General features: G+C 32.2%; 29 protein-coding genes. 13 read left to right on the forward strand and 16 right to left on the reverse strand.

What is annotated here, in order from left to right; all coding sequences use genetic code 11:
• Position 1: 1 nt before the first annotated feature.
• The 8 genes from rnr to tsaB all read left to right on the forward strand — a co-directional run bounded on the left by rnr (position 2) and on the right by tsaB (position 6,732).
• Complete coding sequence (gene rnr, locus HNQ03_RS01245) at positions 2-2,152, forward strand: ribonuclease R (RefSeq protein ID WP_173777814.1); 2,151 nt, start codon at positions 2-4, stop codon at positions 2,150-2,152.
• A 242-nt stretch (positions 2,153-2,394) separates the two neighbouring features.
• Positions 2,395-3,075, forward strand: a complete 681-nt coding sequence (locus HNQ03_RS01250) for a LysE family translocator (RefSeq protein ID WP_173777815.1) — start codon at positions 2,395-2,397, stop codon at positions 3,073-3,075.
• Complete coding sequence (locus HNQ03_RS01255; RefSeq protein ID WP_173777816.1) at positions 3,075-4,007, forward strand: S66 peptidase family protein; 933 nt, start codon at positions 3,075-3,077, stop codon at positions 4,005-4,007. Before HNQ03_RS01250 ends, HNQ03_RS01255 begins: the two co-directional genes overlap by 1 nt.
• Positions 4,008-4,011: 4 nt before the next feature.
• Positions 4,012-4,374: a DoxX family protein gene (locus HNQ03_RS01260; RefSeq protein WP_173777817.1), complete on the forward strand. Its 363-nt coding sequence runs from the start codon at positions 4,012-4,014 to the stop codon at positions 4,372-4,374.
• Positions 4,361-4,732: a YraN family protein gene (locus HNQ03_RS01265; protein WP_173777818.1), complete on the forward strand. Its 372-nt coding sequence runs from the start codon at positions 4,361-4,363 to the stop codon at positions 4,730-4,732. The genes HNQ03_RS01260 and HNQ03_RS01265 overlap by 14 nt, the downstream gene beginning before the upstream one ends.
• Before the next feature lie 16 nt (positions 4,733-4,748).
• Complete coding sequence (locus tag HNQ03_RS01270; protein ID WP_173777856.1) at positions 4,749-5,501, forward strand: SDR family NAD(P)-dependent oxidoreductase; 753 nt, start codon at positions 4,749-4,751, stop codon at positions 5,499-5,501.
• Between the two features lies 1 nt (position 5,502).
• Positions 5,503-5,937, forward strand: coding sequence for a nuclear transport factor 2 family protein (locus HNQ03_RS01275; protein ID WP_173777819.1), 435 nt, complete (start codon positions 5,503-5,505; stop codon positions 5,935-5,937).
• A gap of 120 nt (positions 5,938-6,057) precedes the next feature.
• Entirely contained in the window at positions 6,058-6,732 is a 675-nt protein-coding gene (tsaB, locus tag HNQ03_RS01280; protein WP_173777820.1) for a tRNA (adenosine(37)-N6)-threonylcarbamoyltransferase complex dimerization subunit type 1 TsaB, read from the forward strand.
• 5 nt (positions 6,733-6,737) lie between these two features.
• Here the strand turns inward: tsaB and porW are convergent, their stop codons facing one another.
• From porW to HNQ03_RS01300, 4 genes are all read right to left on the reverse strand, one after another.
• Positions 6,738-9,251 (reverse strand): type IX secretion system periplasmic lipoprotein PorW/SprE, encoded by a 2,514-nt coding sequence (gene porW, locus HNQ03_RS01285; protein WP_173777821.1) that lies wholly within the window; start codon positions 9,249-9,251, stop codon positions 6,738-6,740.
• A gap of 61 nt (positions 9,252-9,312) precedes the next feature.
• Entirely contained in the window at positions 9,313-9,882 is a 570-nt protein-coding gene (locus HNQ03_RS01290) for a Maf family protein (protein ID WP_173777822.1), read from the reverse strand.
• Positions 9,883-9,891: 9 nt separating this feature from the next.
• Positions 9,892-10,410 carry a KdsC family phosphatase gene (locus HNQ03_RS01295; protein WP_173777823.1) on the reverse strand — a complete coding sequence of 173 codons (519 nt, stop codon included), beginning with the start codon at positions 10,408-10,410 and terminating at the stop codon, positions 9,892-9,894.
• On the reverse strand, positions 10,400-11,149 hold the full coding sequence (locus HNQ03_RS01300) for a Rossmann-like and DUF2520 domain-containing protein (protein WP_173777824.1): 750 nt from the start codon (positions 11,147-11,149) through the stop codon (positions 10,400-10,402). Before HNQ03_RS01300 ends, HNQ03_RS01295 begins: the two co-directional genes overlap by 11 nt.
• A gap of 177 nt (positions 11,150-11,326) precedes the next feature.
• Between HNQ03_RS01300 and HNQ03_RS01305 the strand changes: the two genes are divergently transcribed.
• The 4 genes from HNQ03_RS01305 (at position 11,327) to lepA (ending at position 14,908) form a co-directional block, all read left to right on the forward strand.
• Positions 11,327-11,878, forward strand: coding sequence for an RNA polymerase sigma factor (locus HNQ03_RS01305; protein WP_173777825.1), 552 nt, complete (start codon positions 11,327-11,329; stop codon positions 11,876-11,878).
• Positions 11,879-11,889: 11 nt separating this feature from the next.
• Complete coding sequence (locus HNQ03_RS01310; protein WP_173777826.1) at positions 11,890-12,438, forward strand: hypothetical protein; 549 nt, start codon at positions 11,890-11,892, stop codon at positions 12,436-12,438.
• A 14-nt stretch (positions 12,439-12,452) separates the two neighbouring features.
• Positions 12,453-13,001, forward strand: coding sequence for a hypothetical protein (locus HNQ03_RS01315; protein WP_173777827.1), 549 nt, complete (start codon positions 12,453-12,455; stop codon positions 12,999-13,001).
• A 110-nt stretch (positions 13,002-13,111) separates the two neighbouring features.
• On the forward strand, positions 13,112-14,908 hold the full coding sequence (gene lepA / locus HNQ03_RS01320; protein WP_173777828.1) for a translation elongation factor 4: 1,797 nt from the start codon (positions 13,112-13,114) through the stop codon (positions 14,906-14,908).
• Between the two features lie 128 nt (positions 14,909-15,036).
• On the opposite strand, the gene HNQ03_RS01325 is transcribed toward lepA, so the two are convergent.
• On the reverse strand, positions 15,037-15,834 hold the full coding sequence (locus HNQ03_RS01325) for a hypothetical protein (protein ID WP_173777829.1): 798 nt from the start codon (positions 15,832-15,834) through the stop codon (positions 15,037-15,039).
• Positions 15,835-15,910: 76 nt separating this feature from the next.
• Here HNQ03_RS01325 and HNQ03_RS01330 point away from each other — a divergent pair, with 76 nt between their 5' ends.
• Positions 15,911-16,324, forward strand: a complete 414-nt coding sequence (locus tag HNQ03_RS01330) for a DoxX family protein (RefSeq protein ID WP_173777830.1) — start codon at positions 15,911-15,913, stop codon at positions 16,322-16,324.
• 17 nt (positions 16,325-16,341) lie between these two features.
• On the opposite strand, the gene HNQ03_RS01335 is transcribed toward HNQ03_RS01330, so the two are convergent.
• From HNQ03_RS01335 to HNQ03_RS01385, 11 genes are all read right to left on the reverse strand, one after another.
• A complete protein-coding gene (locus HNQ03_RS01335) occupies positions 16,342-17,223 on the reverse strand; it encodes a cupin-like domain-containing protein (RefSeq protein ID WP_173777831.1) in 882 nt (293 codons plus the stop codon).
• A gap of 128 nt (positions 17,224-17,351) precedes the next feature.
• Positions 17,352-19,628 carry a DUF5686 family protein gene (locus tag HNQ03_RS01340; protein WP_173777832.1) on the reverse strand — a complete coding sequence of 759 codons (2,277 nt, stop codon included), beginning with the start codon at positions 19,626-19,628 and terminating at the stop codon, positions 17,352-17,354.
• Between the two features lie 200 nt (positions 19,629-19,828).
• Positions 19,829-20,848 (reverse strand): GTP 3',8-cyclase MoaA, encoded by a 1,020-nt coding sequence (gene moaA, locus HNQ03_RS01345; RefSeq protein ID WP_173777833.1) that lies wholly within the window; start codon positions 20,846-20,848, stop codon positions 19,829-19,831.
• Positions 20,826-21,740, reverse strand: coding sequence for a bifunctional molybdenum cofactor biosynthesis protein MoaC/MoaB (gene moaCB / locus HNQ03_RS01350; RefSeq protein ID WP_173777834.1), 915 nt, complete (start codon positions 21,738-21,740; stop codon positions 20,826-20,828). Before moaCB ends, moaA begins: the two co-directional genes overlap by 23 nt.
• Positions 21,741-21,901: 161 nt before the next feature.
• Positions 21,902-22,345, reverse strand: coding sequence for a molybdenum cofactor biosynthesis protein MoaE (locus HNQ03_RS01355; RefSeq protein WP_173777835.1), 444 nt, complete (start codon positions 22,343-22,345; stop codon positions 21,902-21,904).
• A gap of 2 nt (positions 22,346-22,347) precedes the next feature.
• Entirely contained in the window at positions 22,348-23,409 is a 1,062-nt protein-coding gene (locus HNQ03_RS01360) for a HesA/MoeB/ThiF family protein (RefSeq protein WP_173777836.1), read from the reverse strand.
• A gap of 10 nt (positions 23,410-23,419) precedes the next feature.
• Positions 23,420-23,662 carry a MoaD/ThiS family protein gene (locus HNQ03_RS01365; protein ID WP_173777837.1) on the reverse strand — a complete coding sequence of 81 codons (243 nt, stop codon included), beginning with the start codon at positions 23,660-23,662 and terminating at the stop codon, positions 23,420-23,422.
• Positions 23,659-24,225: a molybdenum cofactor guanylyltransferase gene (locus HNQ03_RS01370; RefSeq protein WP_173777838.1), complete on the reverse strand. Its 567-nt coding sequence runs from the start codon at positions 24,223-24,225 to the stop codon at positions 23,659-23,661. Before HNQ03_RS01370 ends, HNQ03_RS01365 begins: the two co-directional genes overlap by 4 nt.
• Positions 24,225-24,971: a sulfite exporter TauE/SafE family protein gene (locus HNQ03_RS01375; RefSeq protein ID WP_173777839.1), complete on the reverse strand. Its 747-nt coding sequence runs from the start codon at positions 24,969-24,971 to the stop codon at positions 24,225-24,227. Before HNQ03_RS01375 ends, HNQ03_RS01370 begins: the two co-directional genes overlap by 1 nt.
• Positions 24,965-25,297, reverse strand: coding sequence for a winged helix-turn-helix domain-containing protein (locus HNQ03_RS01380; RefSeq protein ID WP_173777840.1), 333 nt, complete (start codon positions 25,295-25,297; stop codon positions 24,965-24,967). The genes HNQ03_RS01375 and HNQ03_RS01380 overlap by 7 nt, the downstream gene beginning before the upstream one ends.
• Before the next feature lie 49 nt (positions 25,298-25,346).
• Positions 25,347-26,516, reverse strand: coding sequence for a molybdopterin molybdotransferase MoeA (locus tag HNQ03_RS01385; protein ID WP_173777841.1), 1,170 nt, complete (start codon positions 26,514-26,516; stop codon positions 25,347-25,349).
• Positions 26,517-26,853: the final 337 nt, after the last annotated feature.

Below are 26,853 nucleotides of genomic sequence, written 5' to 3' on the forward strand. Positions count from 1 at the left end.
CATGGCAAAACAAAAAAAATTTTTCAGCCAAAAAAAGACCAATCATTTGCAGAATATCGCTAAAGATATTGTGAAATTTATGGCAGAGAAATCTTCCAAGATCTACAATTATAAACAAATTGCAGACGGAATAGAACAGAAAAATCCGAGACAAAGAGAATTGGTGATACAAACACTGCATCAATTGTTGGCTACGGAGAAAATAAAAGAAATAGAAAAAGGAAAATACATCCTGAATCTCAAAGTGAAAGACACGCTTTCTGGCACCATAGATTTCAATCAGCAAGGAAATGCCTACGTGAAAGTGGAAGATGTAGAAAACGATATTTTTGTGCATTCCAAAAATGTGAAAGATGCATTACAAGGCGATAAAGTATTGATAATCACCTATAAACACAAAGGAAGTAAAACCGAAGGTTCTGTAGTAGAAGTGCTGGAAAGAAGCAGAGAGCAGTTTGTGGGAACTTTTGAATTGATAGAACACAAAGATTTTGGCTTTGTAGTTTGTGACAAAAAACAGATCAATACAGATTTCTTTATCCCAAAAAGCAACATCAATGGTGCAAAAAACAACGAAAAAGTTGTTGTGAAAATGCTGGATTGGCAAGCTGGAGAAAAAAATCCTACAGGAGAAATTATTAAGATTCTAGGAAACGCAGGAGAACACGAAACCGAAATTCATACCATTTTGGCAGAATATGGTTTGCCTTACGAATTTCCGGAAGAGGTAGAAGATTATGCACAAGAAATGGATAAAGAAATCCACGAATCTGAAGTTGCAAAACGCCGAGATATGCGAAATATTCTCACCTTTACCATAGATCCAAAAGATGCAAAAGATTTTGATGATGCACTTTCTATCCAAAAATTAGACAACGGAAACTGGGAAATTGGCGTGCATATCGCAGATGTTTCGCATTACGTAAAACCCGGAACCGTTCTGGATGATGAAGCCTACAAAAGAGCCACTTCCGTCTATTTGGTAGATCGTGTGGTGCCGATGTTGCCTGAAGTTTTGAGTAATAATGTGTGTTCGCTACGTCCGAATGAAGATAAATATACATTTTCTGCAGTTTTTGAATTGAATGATGATGCAGAAGTTGTGAAAGAATGGTTTGGAAGAACGGTGATTCATTCCGACAAAAGATTTGCTTACGAAGATGCCCAAGAAAGAATAGAAACCAAAGAAGGCGAATTGGCAGATGAAATCTTGACGATGGATAGGCTTGCAAAAATTCTACGCGCAAAAAGAATTGAAGATGGTGCAATCACCTTTGATAGAAGCGAAGTTCGTTTCAATCTGGATGAAAACAACCAACCGATTGGCGTTTATTTCAAAGTGAGCAAAGATTCTAACCATTTGATAGAAGAATTCATGCTTTTGGCCAACAAAAAAGTATCGGAATTTGTGTCTTTAAAGAATGGCAGAATGTCCAACAATACTTTCATCTACAGAATTCACGATGATCCAGATCCTGCAAAATTGGAGGCTTTGCGTGAGTTTGTAGGAACTTTTGGCTATAAAATGGATCTTGCCAACACCAAAAAAGTAGCAGAAAGCATGAATAAATTGCTGAAAGATGTGAAAGGTAAAGGCGAGGAAAATATGATAGAAACTTTGGCAATGCGAAGCATGACGAAGGCAATCTATTCCACCAATCCAATTGGGCATTACGGTCTTGGTTTTGATTTTTATTCCCATTTCACCTCGCCAATTAGGAGGTATCCAGATTTGATTGCACATCGATTGCTGCAACATTATCTAGATGGCGGAAAATCCCCAAGCAAAGAAGAATACGAACAATATTGCACGCATTGCTCTGCAAGAGAACGTTTGGCAACAGATGCAGAAAGAGATTCTATCAAATTTATGCAAGTGAAATTCATGGAAAAACATTTGGGAGAAGAATTTTCTGGTGTAATTTCCGGTGTTGCAGAATTTGGTTTTTGGGTACAAATTCCAGAAAATGGCGCTGAAGGTTTGATAAAATTACGAGATCTTACAGATGATTCTTATTCGTACGATGCCAAAGCACACGCAGTTTATGGCAAAAGAACGGGCAGAGAATTTCAATTGGGAGCGGAAGTAAAAATAAAAGTAACGAAGGTTAATTTAATTCAAAAACAACTGGATTTTAAAATTGTAGATTAGAAATAAGCGATGCTATTTTAACCACAAATTCACAAAAGAATAAAGTAAATATAAAATCGCTGAAAGTAAACATTAGTTCAAAATCAAGATTTTCAAAACTCTATGAACTTTTTGTTACGGTAATTTTCAAAAAACTTTGTGACTTTGTGGTTAAATATTTAACCTGCATTAATGAATTTCTTAACCGATTCAAAAACAATTGGATTTTAAAATTGTAGATTAGCGTTTTAAAGTAAACTTACATGCTAGAATTAATTTTTTCTGCGGTTGGTCTTGGAATTATGTTGAGTTTGGTTTTCATCGGACCTATATTTTTTCTTGTGATAGAGACCTCTTTTTCTCGTGGACCAAGACATGCATTGGCGTTAGATTTTGGCGTGATAGCAGCAGATTTGCTCTGTATTACCGCGGCTTTTTTTGCAAGTAAGGGTTTGGTTAATCTTATTGATGAACATCCAGGTTTTTACCAAATTTCGGCATTTATTATTTTTGTCTATGGTCTTTTTATGCTTTCTTCTCGTACAAAAATGCATCTTCAAAATGAGCAAAAACTCATCAATCAAAATTATATAAAAACCTTTTTCAACGGATTTTTTCTAAATTTTTTAAATATTGGTGTTGTCTTATTTTGGCTAGGTACCGTAATTACAGTCCAAAATAAATATCCGAAGACAATAGATTTTGTTATCTATATTGCATTTTTACTAGGTACCTATCTCTGCATAGATCTTGCTAAAATATTTTTAGCAAAACATTTTCATTATAAAATGACACCAAAAATTGTGAACTTAATAAGAAAGATTGTTGGTATTATTTTAATAATTGTAAGTGTTTTTATCTTTTCACAAAGTTTTGCAAAGTTCAATACATTTAATGAAAAATTAGAAAAAGCAGAACAAGTACAACAAAAAAGACCAAATTGATGAGCAAGATTATCTTTCCGAAAAGCATTTATAAAGGTGGGAACATTGCCATTATCGCTCCAGCTGGTTCTGTAGGAAAAGATCAGTTGCAATCAACTTTGGATTTACTAGTAACAAATGGCTACAATCCTATTTTGGGCAAACACTTATTTGGCAAATATCAATTTGGATACGAATATTCTGGAACAGAAAAAGAGAGAATTGAAGATTTAAATTGGGCTTTTAATGATGACAAAATAGGTGCAATTTGGGCAGCAAGAGGAGGTTATGGTTGTCAGCATTTGATAAAAAAATTAGATTTAAAAAAGCAAATCAAAAATCCAAAGTGGTACATCGGATATTCTGATAATACAGTAATCCACAGTTATTTGTTGAAAAAAGGAATTGCTTCTATCAACGGGCAAACTATTAAAACATCGTCCTTTGGAGTTTCTGATCAAAGCTATAATGAAATTTTTAAAATTTTGAATGGCACTTCACCGAAATACTTGGTTGAAGAATCTCAATTTAATAAGAAAGGCAAAGCAGACGGACAATTAGTTGGCGGAAATTTAGCGTTAATATATGCTCTGCTTGGCACAAAAGATTCTTTCAAATGGAAAGATAAAATTCTTTTCATAGAAGAAATAGGCGAAAATTTTTATGCTTTAGATAGAATGTTGATGAGCTTAGAAATGGCGGGCGTTTTCAAAAAAATAAAAGGCTTGATTGTAGGTGGCATGATCAATATGGGAAAGGAAGAAAGCAACAAAAACTTCAACGAAAGTTTTGATCAATTTGCCAACGAAATAATTGCGGAGCGAATAAAAAAATACCAATTCCCTACTCTATTTCGCTTTCCAAACGGACATATTTTTGAAAATAGACCGTTGATCATTGGTGCAAATGTGCAACTTACAGTTGGGAAAGAAAATTCTGTATTTTATATTTAATCAAATGCAATATTCAAAATATATACTAGCAATTATTTTAATTTTCGCCGGAGTTATGCATTTCGTAAAGCCTTATTTTTTTATTAAAATAATGCCCAGCTATATTCCATTTCATTTAAAACTAGTTTATATAAGTGGTTTGGTAGAAATTTTATGTGGAATTTTGTTGCTGTTTCCACAAACTCAAAACATTGGAGCCAAGCTTTCTATTGCCCTTTTCATCGCAGTTTTTCCTGCGAATATTCAAATGGCGAAAGATTTTTATACAGAAAATCATCCTTATCTTTGGTTGGCAATTTTGCGTTTGCCGCTGCAATTGGTTTTAATTTGGTGGGCCTTTAAATTTACAAACTATGGCGGATCATAACGAATTTGGGAATCTTGCAGAAGAAATGGCAGTAGATTTTTTAACTAAAATGGGCTGCACAATTTTGAAAAGAAATTTTCGCTATCAAAAAGCGGAGATAGATATTATAGCTTTATATAAAAATGAAATTCTAATAGTTGAGGTAAAAGCAAGAAGTACCGATGTGTTTTTAGAACCGCAGGAAGCCGTAAACAAACGAAAAATTAAATTAATTGTGATGGCAGCAAATGAATATATGAATAAGGGAAATAGAACTGAAGAAGTTCGGTTTGATATTATTTCTGTGCTTCCAGATGCTGCAGGAAAATTGCAGATTACCCATTTAGAAAACGCTTTTGAAGCCTTTGACGCCAATTAAAAATTTAAAAAATTTAATAATGAAAACAGCATTCATCACCGGAGCAACCTCTGGAATAGGAAAAGCAATTGCCCAAAATTTTGCAAAACAAGGATTTAGATTGATCATTTGTGGACGCAGAAAAGAGGTTTTAGAAAATTTAAAAGAAGAGCTTGCAGTAAGCACCGAAGTTTGCAGTCTCGCTTTTGATGTTAGAAAAAAAGACGAAGTTTTTGCAGCAATAGAAAGCCTTCCAGAAGAATTTAAAAATATAGATATACTCATCAATAACGCCGGAAATGCACATGGTTTAGATCCAATTGCAGAAGGAAACACAGATGATTGGGATGCAATGATGGACGGAAATGTGAAAGGCCTACTCTACGTTTCTCAGCCAATTATTAAAATAATGAAATCTAATAAATCTGGACAAATCATCAATATTTCTTCTGTTGCGGCTCGCCAAACTTACGCAAATGGTGTTGTGTATTGTGCCAGCAAAAAAGCGGTAGATGTACTATCTGAAGGTATGAGAATTGAACTTACAGAATTTGGGATAAAAGTATGCAATGTGCAACCAGGTGCAGTTGCTACAGAATTTTCCGAGGTACGTTTCAAAGGAGACGTAGAAAAAGCAGCAAAAGTATATGAAGGTTATGATGCTTTGCAAGCAGAAGATATTGCAGATTTGGTGTCTTATATTGTGAATGCACCAGAAAGAGTGAGTATTGCAGATGTGGCTATTTTCCCGAAAGCGCAAGCAGAACCAAGAACGGTTTTTAGAAAATAGAATGCGAAAATTCACATTTCTACTTATATTTTTGATGGTATCATTCTGTAATGGGCAGCAAAATTCCTTTAAAATTGATGGTATTTTATTAAAAAAAATTGAACTTTTAGATTTTTATCTTCAAAATAATGATAATAAAATTCTAGATATTTTGTGTAATGATGTTTCTTTTGGGCATTCCAATGGATGGGTTCAAAATTTTGATGATTTTAAAAAAGATTTTTCTTCTAAGAAAGTAGTCTACAAAGAAATTAAACAATTAGAAATTTTAGAATATAAAACTAGAAAACGAACTGCAAGTATTAGAAGAATCCTGCAAGTTTCTGGTACTTATAAAGATGAATTATTTCAAATAAAACTAACATTATTAGAAATTTGGCTTAAAAAAAATTCTGAGTGGAAACTCTGGAGCAGGCAAAGTGTGGAAAATAAGTAGCAGTATACTATAAAACTTAAACTTTCAATTATCTTTGCAGCAGTTCTTAATAAATATCTAATTGGGAGTATATCTAATAAAATGTTATACGGTTCCATTGCAAAATTGTTACATTAAAACATGAAAATCCTTCATATAGAAACCTCTTCCAAAAATTGTTCTGTTGCTATTTCCGATGGTGAGGAAATACTATGTTTATGCGAAGAAAATTCCGAAAATTATAAACAGTCAGAATCTTTGCACACATTTGTAGAGTGGGCTTTAGAAGGCGCAGAAATAAAACTACAAGATTTAGATGCAATCTCGCTCGGAAAAGGACCAGGATCTTACACAGGACTCAGAATTGGCGCAGCATCTGCGAAAGGATTTTGCTTCGGGTTAGATATTCCTTTGATTGCAATAAATTCCTTAGAAACATTGGTAGAACCATTTGTAAACAAAGATTTTGATTTAATAATTCCCCTTATTGATGCCAGAAGAATGGAGGTATATACTGCAATTTTTGATGGAAGAACGGGTCTAAACCTTACAGAAACGGAAGCGAAAATTTTAGACGAAGCTTCTTTTCAAGAATATGCGGATAAAAAAATAATTTTTGTGGGAGATGGCGCAAAAAAAGCAGAAGAGATTTTGAAATTGCAAAAAGCAAGCTTTGATGCAACAGTTTTCCCAAGTGCAAAATATTTAATTAAAAAAGCAGTTCAAAAATTTAAGGCCAAAGATTTTGAAGACGTTGCCTATTTTAATCCATTTTACTTGAAAGATTTTCAAGGGGTTAAGATGAAATCTAAATAATTATATTATTTCTTCTTTACAGCACTTGGAATTGGCGGAGGCGTGAATTCGTTTGCTTGTGGATTTATGTTCATTTGCGGTTGAACTTCTTTCTTTTGATTATCTAGACCTTCCCGAATTTTTTGCTGATTTATTTTGCCACTATTCTCGGGCAAAGCATTTGGATCTGCAGGAGGACTGTTCGGATTTATTGCATTCCCATTATTATCCTTCATTTGTATTGTAAGATTGCTTTTCAAATAATTAAGCATTTCCTTTGCCTTTTCCCCCTCAGAAGTTTTTTCAAAATTGAGTGCTATCTGTTCTAATTGCAAAATCATCACTTCTTTTCCAGCTGTTTTTCCTGCATTAAAGGCATTTAATAAAGAAAACTTAGGAACCAAAGCATCTTTTGGATATTGTTTCAAGGCTAAATCTATAACCTTAGAACTTTCTGCAAATTTTTCTTGCTCATACAAAAAGAACGCACTTTTATATGCTTTTTCAGCTTCCGGATCAGATTTTACGAAAGTGCTATTTTGTGGATTTCTTGCAAACTCTGCATAAGATGTATAAGGATAATCTGTGATAAGAATTTGTTTTGCGCGCTCTGCAATTTGTGGATTTTCTTTGTAATTGATATTAAAAATTTGATACAAAGCTTGCAACATCACCTTTTCTTCTGGCTTATTGTCTACCAAATCATACAATGTTTTTGTAGATAAGGGAGTATTGGTAAAGAAATCTTGATACATTGTGCCCAAACCTAAAGAAGCGGTATCTCTAGATTTTTTCAAACCGTCTAATATGGTTGGGTTATTTGGGATTTTTTCTATGTAAAATGAAGACTCATATCTTCTAGGATCTGGTAAAGAAGATAGTCCCAAAGCTTTATTTTTTTCATCTGCAATGGTTGCACTTCTTGCAGAAAGACGCCAATTGTCTGCTAAAGCTCTATCTCCCCATACTTTTTTAAACTCGGAAGATCCTTTGGAAACAGTATTATTGTTTGCAAAATAGAAACCTTTTCCTGCGTTTCCAAAATCATCAAAAGATTTTGAATTTCCAGCAAAAATAGAGTTTGCATTTGTATCTGAATCTCCAAAACCTTTGTTTCTTTCCTCTTGCAATCTTTGTCTTTCTTTTATTTCGTCTTTCGCTTTTATGCTGGCAATATATTTAGAAAAATAAGTTTCTCTTTCTTCTGGAGACATCTTTGCCAAAGATAAAATACTGTCATTTTTCTTAACTAAATAATAGTTTTTAGCTATTTTTTTGATGTATCCAGATTGCTCTTTCAATTCAATTTTTGTTGGTTCATACGTCATTACAACCAATGCAGAATCGTAGTAAGCTCCTGCTGCAATGTAATCATTATCATTTAAAAAACTTTTTCCTATTTCAAAATAATCTAATCCTCTTATCTGCGGATCAGATACTTTTTCTTTCAAAGATTTTCGAAAATATTGCATAGCTTCCTCTTTTTTGCTTGCTCTATTCGCCATCAAACCGATTGCATAGTAAAACTCGTTTTTCCTAGATCCGTAAGTTCCTTTCTTACTTATATTTTCAAGATATTCTTTTGCGCCAGAATAGTCGTTTTTGCTATTATAAGTTTTCGCGATTTCTATTTGAGATTTCACTTCAAATTCAAAATCATTGGCATATTTGTATGCATCTAAAAAGCTTTCTCTAGCAATTTCATTTTTATTTTGAGAAGCGAGAATCTGCCCACGCAAAAATGCAATTCTGCTTTTCAGTTTTCTATCATTTTGTAAATCAAAACCATTGTTCAATTCTTTAAGAGCGGCTTCTTTATTTCCAGAAATTAAAAGAGATTCTGAATAGAAAATTGCGAGAAGATTTTCATCACTTTTCTTTAATTTTTCCGTTTTTAGTTTTGCGAAAATTTCGTTGGCTTTGAAATTATCTTTCATCTTAGAATAAGCCAAACCTTCATATATTTTGGCTAATGGCAATCTTTTGTCATTCTTCATTTTCAAAGAAACTTGGGAAAGTGCATCTATAGCAGAAAGAGGTTTTCCCATGTAAATTCTCGCTTGTGCAAGAGCAATATAAGCATCAAAAATATTGTCGTTTTTTTCTTGTCCTTCTCGTGTTACAGAATATTTTTCTATCGTTTTAAGTGCTTTAGCTTCCGCAATTTCTAATATGGAAGAACCTTTTACGTTGCTATCTAATTGGCCATCATTTTGCACGGAAGGTCTGCCTCCTTTTTGTGGTATTGGCGGCGGATTGTTGTTATTGTTATTAAAACCAGCTGCTCCAAAATTATTTTCGCTGATGGTGCTTTTTGGCAACTCATCGTAGGTGAGTACGGATATATATGGTGCATAAAAATTATCTTTGTGTGCAGATGTTCTGGCATCAAATTCTGCTTGCAAAGCTTGTTCAGCATTGAAAAGTGTATTGTATTGAGAAGAGAATCCTTTTAAAAATTTAGACCTCTGTTCTGGCTTTTTAGTAGCGCAAGAAAAGATGATCGAAATTAAAATAAGAAATAATATGTTTTTTTTCATCGTCAGATTATAACTGCTTAATATACATTTTATTATAAATAATTTTCAAGAAAAGCAGATTTCATTCCAAATTTATGGAAAATTCTTGTAATGCATCATATAAAAGATGCGTGGGAAGTCCCATGATTGTATAAAAACTCCCTTCTATTTTTTCAATTTTAGCCATCCCAATCCATTCTTGAATTCCGTAAGCACCAGCCTTGTCAAAAGGTTTGTACGTTTTTATATATCTATCAATTTCCGAAGTATTTAATTTTTTTAAATAAACTTTGGCAATATCATTGATTGTCAAAATTTTGGTAGAATTTTTTAGAGTAAATGCAGTGTGTACAAAGTGGTGATTATCAGATAGTTTCTCTAGCATTCCTGTCGCTTCCAATTCATTTTTCGGTTTACCAAGTATTTGTCCGTTGCAAATAACGATGGTATCTGCTGTTAAAAGAACTTCATCTTGTTGCAAATTTTGGTAAGCTTCAGATTTTAATTTTGAAAGATAGGCGGCCACATTTTCTACATCAAAATTATCTGGAACGATCTCTTCGCAATCAATATTCACGGTTGTAAAATCAAAGCCTAACTCTTGCAAAAGTTGCTTTCTTCTAGGAGATTGAGAAGCTAAAAGTAATTTCATTTTTAAAATTTAAACAGATTGTGTATCATCAATGATCCAAGTTCCTTGTATTTTCATCACTTGCTCTATCACGTCTCGCACGGCACCTTTTCCTCCAAATATTGGCGAAATATAGTCTGCCATCGCTTTTACTTCGGCTACAGCATTTGGCGGGCAAGTAGAAATCTGCGATTCTTGTAAAATACATATATCAGAAACATCGTCTCCCATACAGAGCAAATCTTCTTTTTCTAAAGCGTATTTTTTCTTAAAATCTTCCAAATCTTTCAATTTATTTGGTGATTTTGGATAGTAATCTGTAATCCCAAGATAATTCAATCTATTTTTCACCATAGGATCATCTCCACCAGTTATTATAGCAATTTTATAATTGTTTTTAATGGCTTTAACTACAGCATATCCATCTAAAACATTCATTACTCTGCTCATATTACCGTCTGGTAAAAGGTATACACTTCCATCCGTAAAAACGCCATCTACATCAAAAACAAATGCTTTTATATCTTTAAGTTTATTTTTATAGCTCATACATTTCTTTTATAGATTCATTCATTGTTTTATAAATTTTGAGAAATTCCCCATTCAATAGGTCTTCCTGCATTTTGGTGATGCGTACATCATTTCTCACAGACGGTCCAGTTTGCGCTTCTTTAGGTTCTACCTGGAAAATTTTGTGCGTAGTTTCTTCTATCAAAGGCAACAAATATTTAAATGGAATATCATGTGCATCGGTTATTTCCTTCGCTCTTGCGAATAGATGATTTACAAAATTACAAGCAAATACCGCAGAAAGATGCACATATTTTCTTTTTTCATAAGAACTTGCTTCTACATGATCGGATATTTTTAACGCCAAATTTTCTATAAATAAATAATCTTCAGTATTTTGTGCTTCTAAAAAAAATGGAATTTTATGGTATTCCAATTCTTTAGATTTTGAAAAGGTTTGCAAAGGATAGATAACAGCTTTTCTATATTCACCTTGTAGTATTTCTATTGGCAATGAGCCAGAAGTGTGAGCTACGATGCAATTCTTCTTCGTTATCAATTGAGATACTTCTTCCAAAGCTCCATCATTAACAGCAATGATATACAAATCCGCATTATCTAAAATTTTAGTTGAAAAAGGAACGCCCGTTTTGAGGGCAATTTCTTGCAAATCATTTTCATTTCTGCCAAAAATTTGAATTAAATTTATTCCTTTTAGCACAAAAGCATTCGCTAGATGATAAGCTACATTTCCAGAACCGATGATTACAACTTTCATTTGAAGAAATTTATTATTAAAATTGCCATTTGGAATTGCTTTTATTACTAGCTTTCCTCCTTTAATTATTTATGGCGATTTATTAAAACAAAGATAATATTTAATATTTGGACTAAATATTGATAATTCAATTTAACCTTTTGTAATTTTAACCATCCAACAACTGTAAAAGCATCTATGAAGGAAATAGACGAAGAAATATTGGCGTTGATGCTACACAAACGAGGTCATGAAAAAGGTCTTCGCTTGATGATGGATACCTATCAAAGCAGGTTGTATTGGCACATAAAAAGATTAATGGATGATCATGCATTGGCACAAGATGTTTTGCAGGATACTTTTATAAAAGCTTATCAAAATATAGAAAAATTTAAAAAAGAAAGTCAACTCTATACTTGGTTATACAGAATTGCAACAAACGAATCTTTGCAACAGCTCAATAAGATGAAAAAACTGCAGAAAGCAGATGAAAATGCAGAATATCATTTGATGAATTTAGTAGCAGAAACAAATGAAAGCGATAGTATAGAAATTTTAGAAATTCTAGAAAAAGCTATTCAAACGCTTCCTGAAAAGCAAAAATTGGTATTTATGATGAGGTATTATGATGAACTTTCTTACGAAGATATTTCGCAGATAGTAGATATGTCTGTCGGAACTTTGAAAACAAACTACCATTATGCCAAGCAAAAGATAGAAGAATATATAAAAACAAACCACCAAGATTAAATTTTTTAAACATGAAAAATTTTGATTTAGAACAGATAAAAAATCGGAAACATCAAGAGATGCCCGAAGCTTTTTACAAAAAAATGCAAGAAAATGTGTTGAATAATACAATCAACACAACCAAAATTGTAGAACTTAAACCCAAAGCTAAACTGAATTGGATTTATGCTGCCGCAGCATCATTAGCCATTATTTTTGGGGGAACTTATTTCTTCCAAGAAAACAATTTAGATCATAAAACTGTGGAACCAGCAGAACAAATGATCTCAAAAATTGAAATACCAGAAAGTAGTGCTGCAGAAGATTCAATTTTTAATACTGCATCTGTAGAAACAATACAACCCGAACAAATTATAGAAGAAGCAGTTTTGGAAAAGGAAAAAAATATAGTTTTAAACGATGCAGCAAAATCTAGTATCGCAAAAACTGAAACAAAAAAGCAAGTAAAAATAATAAAACCACAAGATCAGATAGATTTTCTTTTAGAAAATTTCACTCCAGAAGATATGGCAATTTTAGCAAAAAATTCTGATCAAGATGTGTATCTAGATTTATATTAATTTAAAAATAAGATATGAAAAACATATATAAAATATCCTACATTCTATTTCTTTTTTCATTTGTATTTTTTTCTGCGCAACCAGGAAAAGATTGGAAAAAAATGAGTACCGAAGAAAAAAAAGCGGAATTAAATAAAATGACTTCAGAAGAGAAGATAAAATTAATGCAAGGTTTTAAACAAAATCTTGTAGAGGAACAACTTGAAATTAAAGACACGAATAGAGAAGCTTTTAGTGCTTTGTATAATAATTACCAAAGTAGCCAAAGAGATATAAAAAACACCTTCAGACCAAGCAAAGATTTCGAAAACATGACAGATGAAGAAGCAATTTTAGAATTGGATAAAAGTTTTGAAGTTGGACAAAAACTATTGAACAATAAAAAAGAATACGCCAAAAAATTTCAGAAAATCATAAAACCGCAGCAAGTTTTAGAGCTTTTTGAAAGTGAAGGAAGAATGCGAGCAAAAGTGAGAGAACGAAACCAAGAAGTGGAAGGACAAACACAAAGTACCGAAAATACAGAAAGCGCGCACAGAAACGAAAGCGAAAGACGGAGATAATATTAAATTTATTTCTAAAAAACCCTAAGAGTTTTACCATTTGGTAAAGCTCTTTTTAGTATTAGATTTCGACTAAAAAACGATATATTTGCATACAATTGAATTATTGAATGAAAAACACGCGAAATTTTTGCATTATTGCGCATATAGACCACGGCAAATCTACTTTAGCAGATAGACTTTTAGAATATACAAACACCGTAACATCCAGAGAATTGCAAGCGCAAACTTTGGACGATATGGATATTGAAAAAGAACGAGGAATTACCATAAAATCTCACGCAATCCAGATGGATTATGAATTTAAAGGAGAAAAATTTATTCTTAATCTAATAGATACACCAGGACACGTAGATTTCTCTTACGAAGTTTCTCGTTCCATTGCAGCTTGTGAAGGTGCGCTTCTTATTGTAGATGCTGCACAAAGCATTCAAGCACAGACGATAAGCAATTTATATTTGGCCTTGGAAAATGATCTAACAATTATTCCTGTTCTTAATAAAATCGACCTTCCTTCGGCAAATCCCGAAGAAGTTACGGATGAAATAATGAATTTAATCGGTTGTGATTATGAAGATGTACTTCGTGTTTCTGGGAAAACTGGAGAAGGCGTTTTAGAATTATTGGAGCATATCGTGAATAGAATTCCGGCTCCAAAAGGAAATCCAGATGGTCCGCTTCAAGCTTTGATTTTTGATTCTGTTTACAATCCTTTTCGTGGGATAGAAGCTTATTTTAAAGTAGTGAATGGCAGCATCAAAAAAGGAGAGAAGGTGAAATTTATGGCTACCGGAAAATCTTATGATGCAGACGAAGTAGGAACTTTAAAATTAAAACAAGCTCCAAAAAACGTAATAGAATGCGGAGATGTTGGTTATATTATTTCTGGAATTAAAGATGCGCGAGAAGTAAAAGTTGGAGATACAATTACGAGCACTTTAAACCCTGCAGAAGAAGCGATAGATGGTTTTGAAGACGTGAAACCAATGGTTTTTGCTGGAATTTACCCAATAGAATCCGAAGATTTTGAAGAACTGAGATTTTCTTTGGAAAAATTGAGATTGAATGATGCTTCTCTGGTTTTTGAGCCAGAAAGTTCTGCAGCACTTGGTTTTGGTTTCCGTTGCGGATTTTTAGGAATGCTTCACATGGAGATAGTGCAAGAAAGACTAGATCGGGAATTTAATATGAACGTAATCACTACTGTTCCAAACGTTTCGTACTTCGGATATCACAAAAAAGATCCAGATGTGGCGGTATTGATCAATAATCCTTCAGAATTACCAGATCCTTCTGGTTTAGATAGAGTAGAAGAACCATACATAAAGGCAACCATCATTACTAAATCTGATTTTGTAGGTTCCGTTATGTCACTTTGTATAGAAAAACGTGGCGAGATTGTCAACCAATCTTATCTTACCGCAGAACGCGTAGAATTAGCGTTTAATATGCCTTTAGCAGAAGTTGTTTTTGATTTTTATGATCGTCTGAAATCCATTTCCAAAGGATATGCAAGTTTTGATTATCACCCAATTGGTTTCCGTGCTTCTAAACTCGTGAAGATGGATATTTTGATCAATGGTGATATGGTAGATGCACTTTCATCGCTGATTCATGACAGTAATGCTTACAACATTGGTAAAAAAATGTGCGAAAAGTTGCGACAATTGATACCGCGTCAACAGTTTGATATTGCGATACAAGCAGCTTTGGGAGCAAAAGTAATCGCTCGTGAAAACGTGAAAGCTTTGAGAAAAGATGTAACCGCAAAATGTTATGGTGGAGATATTTCTCGAAAAAGAAAATTGCTAGAAAAGCAGAAAGAAGGAAAGAAAAAAATGAAGCAAATTGGTAGAGTAGAGGTGCCACAATCTGCATTTATGGCAGTTTTGAAGTTGAATGATTAGACAGAGTTTTGTAATTGCGAGAAACAGCCTGTCCCGATGCATCGGGAAAGCAATCTTTAATACACAGATTTTCGATTCTTACGAAATTTAAATAAAAATAAAATTCCTGAAAATTTTTCAGGAATTTTTTATTCTAAAAAACCAAAGTTGGAGCGTTCCTGTTTTTCAAGAATTTTCTCATCGATTGAAATATTAAACTCTTTGGATTCTGCGTTGTAAAATTTAATTTTTGCTTTCCTATTTAACCCTTTTTTTAAATGTGGTAAGGCGAAAACTATGATTTCGTTCGGTTTTAAGTCAAAATACGAAAATTCAATTGGCGGAAAGCAACCAAGAACTAAATGTTCAGAATTTCTAATTAAGTGAAAACCGTTTTTGTAATCTACGAATACAGCAATTCGATAAAATTCAGTAGGAATTTTCAAGGTTTTACCAGAAATATTTTTAAAAAAAATAGGAAATGCTTTGTGTTTTTTTATTTCATTACTTTGATAATCCATCTTGTAAAGTGGAATGGTATCTTTTTCTTTTACAATTATGGAGAGATTTTTATTGGTAATTGAATCTGCTATATAATCTTTTGTAGATAAATAAGGAATTTCTTTAGTTCTGAAATAGAGATTTTCAAGTTTTCTACTAGGGTCTTTTTCTTTATTTAATTGAAGTAAATTTTTTTCATAATCCTTTCTATTTTCCATTTTTTCTGGCGGAGGAGGAGGTGGCTCAATCATATTTCGATAATATTTCACATCAATTATAGAATCTATTTTACCATAATAGATTAAACTACTTCCCATTTCATTCCCATCTTCGTTAAATTTCTGAATAGTCAGATTTTCACTTTTATGAAAATTCAACGCAATATCATCCGCAAAAGTTTTCTCTTTGCAACTGCAAACTATCAAAATAATTAAAAGAAATTTCAATTTTCCCATTTCGAATTAAAGATATGAAAATAATTGATTAGAAAACTGTATTTTTATGTAGCTTAAAATATAAGAAATGAAAAACGTCATCAGAATAGGAATGGGTTTGGCCATGATAGTTGCGGGAATTGGTCATCTAACTTTTGTTCGCAAAACTTTTCAAGCGCAGGTTCCAGATTTTGTGCCGTTTTCTAAAGATTTTACGGTTCTCGCTTCTGGTTTTGTAGAAATCGCATTTGGTTTAGCAATGGTTTTGGGTGGAAAGAAGAAGCAGCAAATTGGTTTGGTTTTGGCAATTTTCTATGTATTAATTTTCCCTGGAAACATTCACCAATATACAGAGAAATTGGATGGTTTTGGTTTGGATAGTGATGCGAAAAGATTGGGTAGACTTTTCATGCAGCCAGTTTTAATTTTTCTAACACTTTATTCTACAGATGCATGGAGAATTTTTAGTAAGAAAAATAATCAAAAAACGCTTTCAAATTAATGAAAGCGTTTTAAATTTTATTTAGGCAAACCTTTAGATAGAGCTTTATTAGCAGTTTTTACTGCTTTTCTCTCTTTCCAATCCATATATTTTTTCTTGAATTGCCCTTTCATCAGATTATCAAAATTTCGCTGAACGGTAAGATTCCAAAGCGAGTGCGCTTTTACAGCCCAAGATTTATCCCAAGCTCTTAGCGAAATAGAAAAACTACCATCTAAATATTTCATATAATGCCACCATCCTGTTGGCATAAATAAGGTGTCTCCATGTTCTAAAAAACATTCTATACCTTCTACACCATCCAAGGCAGGAAATTTCTCGAAATCTGGATTAGAAATATCATAATCTTCTAAAGCATAGGTTGCAAGAGGCAATTTGTACAATCTTTCTTTCCATTTATAATCAAAAAGCAAAACGTGCTTTCTACCATTAAAATGGGTGTGAAAAAGATGTGGCATATCTATATCAAAATGGAGAAAAGTTTGAGAACCTTCGCCACCAAAAAACATGCTTGGGTATTTATCTAAAAAACCACCCATCAATTCTTTTGGAGAAACATAATCTTTCAAAAGCTGAGGTGCGTGTTTGATTGGATCAAAAAAGAAAATTCGTAAATCTGTAGGTTCTCTTTGGATAAGATCTATATAATCTGCAAATTTCATTGTGGTAGTTGCAGCATTTATTGGTGCAGCAGGATCTGCTTTAGAAGAATCGTATAGCGGAACTTCTACATCTCCAACAGCTTCCTTCATATATTCCATGGTCCACTTTTCATAAGCAGGCCATTTTTTAGCCATATTTTTAATAACTACAGGCTTTCTGGTCTTTACATACTTTTCTAGAAAATCTTCTTTAGAAATATCATCTACAACATCAATCGGCTTCAAATGCAATCCCATAATTATTTATTGTTTTCTGCAAATTTATAAAATCTTTTTTAACTATAATTTTTAAACACGATTATAGTACATAAGCGATACAGTGGAAAATTTAAATCAAAAAATTAATTTAATAAGGAATATCACCATCAAAATGAAAACTGAAAGCCTGCTTTTATACCAAATTTTGAAATATCTGTTCGGTCTAAATAGTTTCCTCTCCAATTGAAGTCTACTCTCAAAATCCTTACATTCCCAAAGCCGATATTTTCTATTCCAAAACCGTATTCGTAGTAGATTTTTTCAGAAGGTGCAGAATATCTAAATCCTTCTACATTGATGTTTTTAGAAGCATCACTCAATGTACCATAAGCTGCTCGGAAAAATCCTACCTCTCGAAATTTCAATTTTTTAATGAGAGGAATATAAGATAAAATTTTACCATTAAAATGATGCTCCACGTGCAAAGTTGTATAGGCATCTGCAACAAATTCATAGTAATTTAATTGTGCAAAAGTATTGGGAACCAAACCATAACTTTGATTTCCTGGTATCACGTTTTGCAACGCAAGCGGTACGGTATCAAAATTTTTCCCAGCTTCTGCATTAATTAAAGTTTTCCCCCAACTTCCTAATAGAAATGGTTGATAGTAGAGAAATTGTAATTTATTATACGTAAAATCCGCATTGAAAAGTCCTTCAATTCCGCGCGTATATTTTAAAACAATAGTTGGAGTTAATGCAGAATGTTCATACCGATCTAGACCGTAGGTAGAAAATTTTGCGCCCGGTCTTGCAATTAAGCTCACCGTCACATGGCTATCATTCACAGTTTTGCGAAGTTGGTCTCCATTGTAGATATAATTTAAATTGAATGCAACGGGATTTGCAGATTTTATACTTTGCAAAGTTCCATCTACTCTCAATTGATAGTTTTTCCATGGTTCTACAGAGGTGAAAATATTGGTTTGATTTACAGAACTTAAACTAGCATTTTCTCCTCTTGCAAACACGGTAGAAGATGCGAAAGATCTGCTTAAAACGCCATCGTCATTCGTTAATTGAACTCCTAATTGCGTGATGTCTCTTTTTGTGCCTGCACCAATAGTGAATCTATTTATTTTGTTAAGCATCCACTTCCCTTCAAAACCATATTTAAATTGCTGATCCTTAAAACCATAGGCACCAAAACCCTGTAGTCTCCATGTATCATTTCTTCCGAAATATGTTCTTGCTCCCAATCTAATTCTATGACCTTCCACTTCATTAAAACCATAAATTGAATATACACTACCCAAATCTATAGCATTTCCTACATTATAATATCCAGAAGCTAGGGTTTCATATAATTTCACCAATCTATTAAATCTTGGAGTTTCTTCTAGTTGATTAAGCATCGTATAAATGCCTTTTTCTTTAGTAGATAGAGAATCTGTTCTGGCAGTATCCCAAAAAACATCTTCTTTTTTATAAAATTCTGGATCCAATTCTTCTTCCCGCTGCTCAAAATCTTCCGGTTTTAGTTTTGGATTAAATTCGTAATCGGAATAATTTACAGTTCGTGTTGCCAAAAGACCTTTTGCATTTTTTCCTTTAGATATTGGCGAAAGTTCTATAGACGTTGTAAATTTTGTACGCAGAAATGTTTTTTCATCTGGATTGTCAAAAGATAATTGCGTGAAAATACCATTCACAAAATTTACATTTAATTTTTTAGTTGATCTTAAAGTTGCTTCTACCACAGCAAAATATTCTGTAGAAATGTAAAGGTACCCTTCAAAAGCGAGTACATCTTTTCTTTTTGGTTCGTATTTTATTTTAAAAGATTCTTGCCCATTGACGAAAAGTGTATCTTGAAGTTGATAATCATAAGTGCTAAATCCGTTTCTAGAAACAGGACTGGTGAAACCGATATCGAAAAAATTAATGGTATCATCGTAAATATCAAAATCTCGGTATAAATTTTTTGCCGTCAAAGAAACTATCTGGTTCTGCTGAAATCCAGAGGTTTTCTGTGCCGTCAATAGTCTTTTGTTTTTCGCTGTTGGCTTGTTTTGCCCAAGATTTTTGTAGATTGCTTCATTCAGAAAAAGCGGAAGCGCCAATTGCCCATTATCTGCAGAATCTGCATAATTGAAGATAAAATCTAATTTTTGAAAAACTTTACGATCCATGAAGGCGCTATCAATATTTGTGATATCAAATTCAATTTTTTCGTATTCTTTAAAACTGTAGGTATCGTAGTTTGAAAGTCCGTTGTTGCGCTTGCGCTTCCATACTTCTTGCATTATTGCATAAGCAGGATTTTCTTTTTTGTTGCTATATTCTATTTTTTTATTATTTATTACAACACCTTCAATTTCTTTTTCACGGGTTTTGTCCTTTTGTGCGAAGACAAATGAATTCAACAGAAATAAAGAAAGCAAGCAAAATTTTGAGAGATAAGACTTCAACATAGTAACTTCATACAAACGATAATAATGTACAAAAAGTGTGCAAAGCTAATATAATTATTTAAAAAAGCGAACTTATGCAGAATGAGAGCATTAGATATTTATAAAATTCATCGTTTGTGGTCTGATAATCTTATCATAAAAATGGCCAGATTAATCGAAATATATAGAAATTATCCGCCGATTTTTATCATGCTTCTATTTTTAGAAAATAATTCTGGGTTTTGAAATTCTTCGTCAGATTTCATTCCACCACGAACAGGAAATTTAGATTTAATATTTTTTTCAATTAATGGTAAAATGCTTTCGCCCTTTCTCAAGGTATCTAAGAGCGCGTTTTCGGTGTTGGAAAACAAACAATTTTTTAATTTTCCATCGGCAGTTAATCTTATTCTGTTGCAAGTTCCACAAAACGGATTGGTTACAGAACTGATGACAGAGAAACTTCCGACGTAAGATTTAATTTTATGATTTTTAGCAGTATCGTTTGGTTTGTCTTGTATTCGAAGAATATTTTCTGCCTGAAAATTGTTTTGAACCAATTCTAAAATATCCGCATAAGTCACCAATTTCGATTTGTCCCATTGATTTCCATTAAAAGGCATAAATTCTATAAACCGAATTTGAATGTTGAGGTTTTTAGTTAAATTAATAAAATTTATAATTTCCGAGTCGTTGAAACCTTTCATTAAAACAACATTAATTCTAACTTCAAAATTATTTTCCATTAAAAGATTGATGTTTTTCCATAAAGCATCGTAATGATCACGTCTTGTAATTTGCTTGTATTTTTCTTTATTTAAAGTATCTAAACTGATATTTAATGAAGAAATTCCCGCAGATTTAAAGGTTTTAATATATTCATGAACGAGCAAACCGTTTGTAGTAATCGTCAGTTCTGTTCCCAATTTTCCCAAACGTTCGATAATATCTCGTGCATCTTTTCGCACCAAAGGTTCTCCACCAGTTAAACGGATTTTTTTGACACCCAATTCTACAAATGTTTTTGAGATAGTTTCTATTTCATTTGCCGTCATAATGTGCGCTTTTGGCGTCAGATTTATTCCTTCTGCAGGCATACAATAGGTGCAACGAAGATTACAATTTTCTGTAATTGAAATTCGTAAATAATCGTGAACTCTACCGTGTAAATCTTCTATTTTAAGCATATTATTTTCCGTGATTAAAGCCATTCAATATTTTAAATAAATGTAAAACCGCAGGAAAAATTGCATCCATAGATTCGCTTGCTCCGTTTGTAGAACCGGGTAAAGCAATCACCAAAGTTGAGCCAATAAAACCAACAACACTTCGCGAAAGCATTGCATAAGGCGTTCGGTTTTGACCGTAAGATCTGATGGCTTCTTCAATTCCTGGAATTCTTCTATCGAGCATCGGAATTATTGCTTCTGGTGTAATATCTCTGTTCGATAAACCAGTTCCGCCAGTTAAAATGATGAGGTCTATTTTATCTTTATTGAATTGATTTACAGCACTTTGAATCTCCGTCAATTCATCTGGAATGATGATATAATTGGCAACTTCCAAACCTAATGTATTCAATTTAGAAGTAATTACTTTTCCAGCTTTATCTTCTTTTTTTCCTTTAGAAACACTATCCGAACAAACAATTACGGCAACCTCTAAATTTAAACTTTTAGCATCATTAAAATCAGATTTTCCGCCTTTTTTGTGCAATAATTTAACGGTAGAAATTTCTACATTTTTATCGATAGGTTTCAGCATATCATACATTGTCAAAGCCACAATACTCGCTCCATGCATCGCTTCCACTTCAACACCAGTTTTGTAAATCGTTTTTACCGTAATTTCTATATGAATTTCCATTTCTAAAATTTCGTAGGAAATTGCCGTAAATTCTATTGGCAAAGGATGACAATCGGGAATTGCGTTGGATGTATTTTTCACCGCAAATAATCCTGCAGTTCTTGCCACTTCCAAAACATCACCTTTTGGAACGGTTTTATCTTTTATCGCTTGAATTGTTGCGGGATTTCCCACTTTTACAATAGCTAGAGCCGTTGCAGTTCTTTGTGTTGTAATTTTATGTGTGATATCTACCATAATTTTTATTTTGAAATTGTCCGTGATTTATAATTAAAAGTTTTTTAAACATTTTTCTGTCATTCCGTAGGAATCTAAATTACCCTTTATCAAAACGTTGAGATTCCTACGGAATGACAATATTGTGGCAAATAATTGTGTGTTTGTAAAAACGGACATTTTTAAGAATTCTTTTTCCAAGTATAAGTTTCGTCTTCAAATATTTCTTTGCCGAAAATGGCAACTTTTTCTTTAATTTCTTCTACTAAAAATTCTAAAGCTTTATAAACCACCTTTCTTCTTGGTGCAGAAACAAACACGAATAAGCAGATTTCTCCCGTTTTCACCAATCCTAAACTGTGGTAAATATGCAAACACGTTAGATCATATTTTTCGAAAGCAGCTTCTCTTATTTCATAAAAACTTTGCTCTGCCATTTCTTCGTAAGCAGAATATTCTATCGCAGAAACTATTTTTCCCTCAATTTCATCTGCACGAACTTGACCTAAAAAAATATTGTGCGCACCAATGGATGTTTTGTTTTGGTGTTTTGCAATAGAATTTCCAATAAATTCTGCAGCAATTGCACCTTGAGTGAATGATTTTTTTATAGTTTTTTTCTCCATAATTAATTTTCTAAATGTAAAGATTGAATGCCATTTTGCAAATGATAAACATTGGTAAAACCTTTATTTATAAATAGTTCTAATGCTTTTTTACTGCGAATTCCACTCTGACAAAAAAGTACAATTTTTTGAATTTTTTCGAATTCATTTTGATGTTTCTCAATTTCTGAAAATGGAATATTGATGACTGAATTATAATTTAATTTTGGCAATTCGTGATCCTCCCTTAAATCAATAATTTTGAAATTTTCATCCAAACATTTTTCTAAAAAATCGATTTTATTCAATTCTAAATTTTGTTTTTTATTTTGAATTAATTGTTTTCCGTTTTCAAAACCAATTTCAAATTGTTCTTTATTTTTAGTAAATTCAATCTCATTAAATGACATTTCTAAAGAATTATAAAGAAGCAGTTTCTCCGAAAAAACTGAACCAATTCCTAATAGTATTTTTAAAACTTCTGTTGCTTGCAACATTCCCAAAGTATTTGGTAAAACTCCTAAAACTCCAGTCGTGACACAATTTGGAATAGTTTCACTTTCTTTTTCTGGAAATAAACATCGATAAGTTGCACCGTTTTTATAATTAAAAACGCTCAACTGTGCTTCAAATTTATGAATAGAAGCGTAAATCATCGGTTTGTTGAGGTAAACTGCAATGTCGTTGATTAAATATCTGGTTTCGATGGAATCCGTGCAATCCACAAGAATATCGTAGTTTTTTGCAATCTCAAAAATATTACTTTCATTAATAAATTCAGAATAAATATCCATTTTTATTTCTGAATTCATTTTTAGAATAGCATCTATTGCAACATCAACTTTCAGTTTTCCACAATCATTTATATTAAACAAAATTTGACGGTGCAAATTGCTTTCATCTACAATATCGCCATCTACAATTCCCAAATTTCCAACTCCAGAAGCAGCCAATATTTGCAAAACAGGGCAACCCAAACCACCAACACCAATAATCAAAACTTTTGCGTTTTGTAATTTTTGCTGACCATCGCTTCCAATTTCTGGAAGTACAATTTGCCGTGAATATCGTTTAGAATGTTCCATTGTATACTATTTATCCGCCTGCAAAAGGTGGTAATAATGCGATAATATCGTTATTTTTTAAGTTTAAATTTTCTGAAGTAATATTTTTATTTACTGCAATTACAAAAGAAGTTTCTTGCAATTCGCTGTATTTTTGTTTCAAATCATTCAATAAATCTTCTGTTGAAAAATCTGATTTTTCAATAGTGAATTCTTCTTCAATTTCCTTCGTAAAATCTGCAATTAAGCCGAAATATTTTGCTGTTATCGTCATTTTATTAAATTTTGATAGTCTTCTTTTGTATTGATATTTTGTAAAAATTTGCACCAATTTTCCGGAACTTCTATTGTTTTATTTGGAATATTTTCTACAATTTTCATTAATTTTAATTGATTTTTAATTAAATTTTCCTCAAAAATTGAAGCCGTATTTTTATTATAAACTGCAACTAACGGACTTGTTTTATCCAAAATTTTCACTTGAGTTATTTGCTTTTCTTCGTCAATGTTTTCAATCAACCAATTGATAATTTCCACAGAAATTAATGGAATATCTACACTTAAAATTAAATTCTGTTCCGTTTTTGAATGAGATAATGCTGTGAAAATTCCACCAACTGGACCTTTATCTGGATAAATATCTTCAATTCTATTACAATTTAAAAAATCATAATCTTTATTTGAGGAAACAATTGTAATATTTTTAATGGAAGATCCTTGCAATGCTTTTACAATATGTTCGATAAATGTAGTTTCATTTAAAGGCAACAATCCTTTATCCGAACCCATTCGAGAACTTTTTCCACCAGCCAAAATGTATGCAGAAATATGTTTCATTAGATGGTATATAATTTTAAAATTGCAATTCCTAAAACGAAGGCGAGAATATTTCGCAAGACTTTATTATTAAATTTTTTACTTCCATAATACGCTCCAAAAAAACCGCCAACAAACACAATTCCGATTAATAGAGTAGAAGATGCGGGAATTTCGCCTCCTTTTGAAAGAAAACCGAAAATCCCAGAAATAGAGTTTACAAATATAAAAAGTGCCGAAACTGCGGCTGTTTGTTTCATATTTGCCCAACCTAATAAAAGCAAAACCGGACTTAATACAATTCCGCCACCAATGCCGATTAATCCAGATAAAAACCCGATAATTGCTCCAATCAATAGCGCAAAAGGAATGTTGATTTCTTTCAAATTTTCTTTCTCTTTTCCAAATAAATCCAACAATCTGAAAACGGCAAATAAAAGTAAAGTTGCTAAAATAATTTTGTACAATTTAGAATCTACTGTTAAAAATCCGCCTAAAAATGAGAAGGGAATCGAAGAAATTGCAAATGGATAAAAGAGTTTCCATTTAAAATTATTTTCTCTATAATAAAAGTAAAATGAAATGCCAGAAACCAAAATATTTAAGATTAATGCGGTTGGTTTCATAAATGTCATTGGCAACGCAAACAAACTCATCAAAGCCAAATATCCACTTGCTCCACCATGACCAACACTTGCGTATAAAAAGGCAACGATTGGCAAAATTAGCAGTAACCAAGGCGAATTCAAAATCTCTGAAACTAACATAAATCGTGTTTTTTTAACTGTTCGTCTAGAAACTTCCAGCAATCTTTATTGATGGTTTCAAAAATGGTAATAAGCGATTTTCCATAAGGTGTTAAAATAGTTCCGCCACCTTTTGCACCGCCAATTTTTGTTTCTATTAGAGGTTTTTTTGTGGTTTTGCTTACTTCGTCAATTAGACGCCAAGCTTTTTGATAGGAAATGTTTAGCGCTTTTGAAGCTTTATTTAAAGAACCCATTTCATCGATTTTTTTGAGCAATTGTACACGACCTTCACTCAATAAAATTCCATTTTCGGTTTCTATCCAAATTTTACTTTTAATTTTCAAGGCGGATTTATTTCGTTATACTTTGTCAAAGATAACGAAACTAGAATTCTTAAATAAGATAAATACTAACTTTTGAACCTTTTTTTAGTTCATAATTTCCTTCTGGTAGATGGATTAAACAATTGGAAAGTGCAAAAGTATTCAACATAGAAGAAGCTTGATGCGATAAAACCGAAATTTCATTATCTATAAAATTAGCTTTCAAAAACTGACTTCTTGTATTATTTACCGCAAAATCATGAGATAATTGCTTTTGCAAAACAGCGTTTTCTTTATTAGAAATTCCAGAAATTTGATTTAAAATAGGTTTTACATAAATGTAATAACAAGTTAAACTTGCCGCAGGATTTCCGGGAAGAGCAAAGATTAATTTATCTTCAATTTTCCCTGCCAAAAGAGGTTTTCCGGGTTTTTGATTGACTTTATAAAATAATGTTTCCACTTTTAATTCTGCTAATGCAGCTTCTACAAAATCGTAATCTCCAACGGAAATTCCTCCAGAAATTAAGATTATATCATTTTCGGTTAATGCTTTTTCTATGCTATTTTTAGTATTTAAAAAATCATCATCAACATTGTAGGTGTTGATATTTTTGAAACCTGAATCTAACAAAGCAGCTTGCAACATGATGGAATTGCTTTCGTAAATTTTTCCGTATTCAAGATCATTTCTGGGTTTTACAAGTTCATTTCCTGTAACTAAAATTCCGACACTTGGTTTTTTGTAAACAGAAACTTTTGTAATTCCCAATCCAGCTAAAAATCCGATTGCTGCAGCATTTAAAATGTTATTTTTAGAAAGTGCGATTTCATTTTTTTTAATTTGCTCACCTAAAGGTCGGATATTGGTTTCTAAAAGAATGGGTTCTTTTAATTCTAAAATTTCGTTGGTTAAAACTGTTTTTTCAATTTGCATTACGGCATTTGCAGAATCTGGAACAGCAGCTCCGGTAAATATTTTTATGGCTTCACCTGATTTCAATTCAATTTTGTGAGAATCTCCTGCTTTTATTTCTCCAATTAAATAATAAACAAGACTTTCGTGAATATTCAAAGCAAAACCATCCATTGCAGATTGCCGAAAAGGTGGCATGTTGATTTCGGAAATTACATCTTTTGCCAAACAGAAATTTAATGCTTCTAATAAGGGAAGTTCAGTTTCTTTTGAAGGTGGAATATTTGAGTTTACAATTGAAACAGCATCTTTAACGGAAATCATATTATAAAATTTGTACTTCAAAAGTAAGGTAAATTTGAGTAAAACAAAATGAAATCTAGCAAATAGAGCTAACTAAAAGTACATTTTTTAATTGAAGCAATTCTTGAGGAAATAGTTTTTGATGAGAATCAAATTAAAAATTTCAAGAATTCGTATCTATTTTTTTTAGCCTCGGTAATTAATCCTTTTCAGGATCAGTCTCAAAACTTGGGGAGAAATTAAAATGAAGTAGTAAATTTGTGGGATGCTAAACGAAACTGAAATCTTGAAATTATTACTCCCAGAGTTTTTAGTAGACCATTTTGATATTGTAAAATTTGAAGAAGTAAATAAGATT

The organism is Frigoriflavimonas asaccharolytica (genome assembly GCF_013294015.1).
In the GTDB taxonomy this organism is placed as follows: domain Bacteria; phylum Bacteroidota; class Bacteroidia; order Flavobacteriales; family Weeksellaceae; genus Frigoriflavimonas; species Frigoriflavimonas asaccharolytica.

Coding starts and splice junctions, on each gene's coding strand:
- rnr (WP_173777814.1), top strand. CDS start 2: ATGGCAAAACAAAAAAAATTTTTCAGCCAAAAAAAGACCAATCATTTG.
- HNQ03_RS01250 (WP_173777815.1), top strand. CDS start 2,395: ATGCTAGAATTAATTTTTTCTGCGGTTGGTCTTGGAATTATGTTGAGT.
- HNQ03_RS01255 (WP_173777816.1), top strand. CDS start 3,075: ATGAGCAAGATTATCTTTCCGAAAAGCATTTATAAAGGTGGGAACATT.
- HNQ03_RS01260 (WP_173777817.1), top strand. CDS start 4,012: ATGCAATATTCAAAATATATACTAGCAATTATTTTAATTTTCGCCGGA.
- HNQ03_RS01265 (WP_173777818.1), top strand. CDS start 4,361: ATGGCGGATCATAACGAATTTGGGAATCTTGCAGAAGAAATGGCAGTA.
- HNQ03_RS01275 (WP_173777819.1), top strand. CDS start 5,503: ATGCGAAAATTCACATTTCTACTTATATTTTTGATGGTATCATTCTGT.
- tsaB (WP_173777820.1), top strand. CDS start 6,058: ATGAAAATCCTTCATATAGAAACCTCTTCCAAAAATTGTTCTGTTGCT.
- porW (WP_173777821.1), bottom strand. CDS start 9,251: ATGAAAAAAAACATATTATTTCTTATTTTAATTTCGATCATCTTTTCT.
- HNQ03_RS01290 (WP_173777822.1), bottom strand. CDS start 9,882: ATGAAATTACTTTTAGCTTCTCAATCTCCTAGAAGAAAGCAACTTTTG.
- HNQ03_RS01295 (WP_173777823.1), bottom strand. CDS start 10,410: ATGAGCTATAAAAATAAACTTAAAGATATAAAAGCATTTGTTTTTGAT.
- HNQ03_RS01300 (WP_173777824.1), bottom strand. CDS start 11,149: ATGAAAGTTGTAATCATCGGTTCTGGAAATGTAGCTTATCATCTAGCG.
- HNQ03_RS01305 (WP_173777825.1), top strand. CDS start 11,327: ATGAAGGAAATAGACGAAGAAATATTGGCGTTGATGCTACACAAACGA.
- HNQ03_RS01310 (WP_173777826.1), top strand. CDS start 11,890: ATGAAAAATTTTGATTTAGAACAGATAAAAAATCGGAAACATCAAGAG.
- HNQ03_RS01315 (WP_173777827.1), top strand. CDS start 12,453: ATGAAAAACATATATAAAATATCCTACATTCTATTTCTTTTTTCATTT.
- lepA (WP_173777828.1), top strand. CDS start 13,112: ATGAAAAACACGCGAAATTTTTGCATTATTGCGCATATAGACCACGGC.
- HNQ03_RS01330 (WP_173777830.1), top strand. CDS start 15,911: ATGAAAAACGTCATCAGAATAGGAATGGGTTTGGCCATGATAGTTGCG.
- HNQ03_RS01335 (WP_173777831.1), bottom strand. CDS start 17,223: ATGGGATTGCATTTGAAGCCGATTGATGTTGTAGATGATATTTCTAAA.
- moaA (WP_173777833.1), bottom strand. CDS start 20,848: ATGGCTTTAATCACGGAAAATAATATGCTTAAAATAGAAGATTTACAC.
- moaCB (WP_173777834.1), bottom strand. CDS start 21,740: ATGGTAGATATCACACATAAAATTACAACACAAAGAACTGCAACGGCT.
- HNQ03_RS01355 (WP_173777835.1), bottom strand. CDS start 22,345: ATGGAGAAAAAAACTATAAAAAAATCATTCACTCAAGGTGCAATTGCT.
- HNQ03_RS01360 (WP_173777836.1), bottom strand. CDS start 23,409: ATGGAACATTCTAAACGATATTCACGGCAAATTGTACTTCCAGAAATT.
- HNQ03_RS01365 (WP_173777837.1), bottom strand. CDS start 23,662: ATGACGATAACAGCAAAATATTTCGGCTTAATTGCAGATTTTACGAAG.
- HNQ03_RS01370 (WP_173777838.1), bottom strand. CDS start 24,225: ATGAAACATATTTCTGCATACATTTTGGCTGGTGGAAAAAGTTCTCGA.
- HNQ03_RS01375 (WP_173777839.1), bottom strand. CDS start 24,971: ATGTTAGTTTCAGAGATTTTGAATTCGCCTTGGTTACTGCTAATTTTG.
- HNQ03_RS01385 (WP_173777841.1), bottom strand. CDS start 26,516: ATGATTTCCGTTAAAGATGCTGTTTCAATTGTAAACTCAAATATTCCA.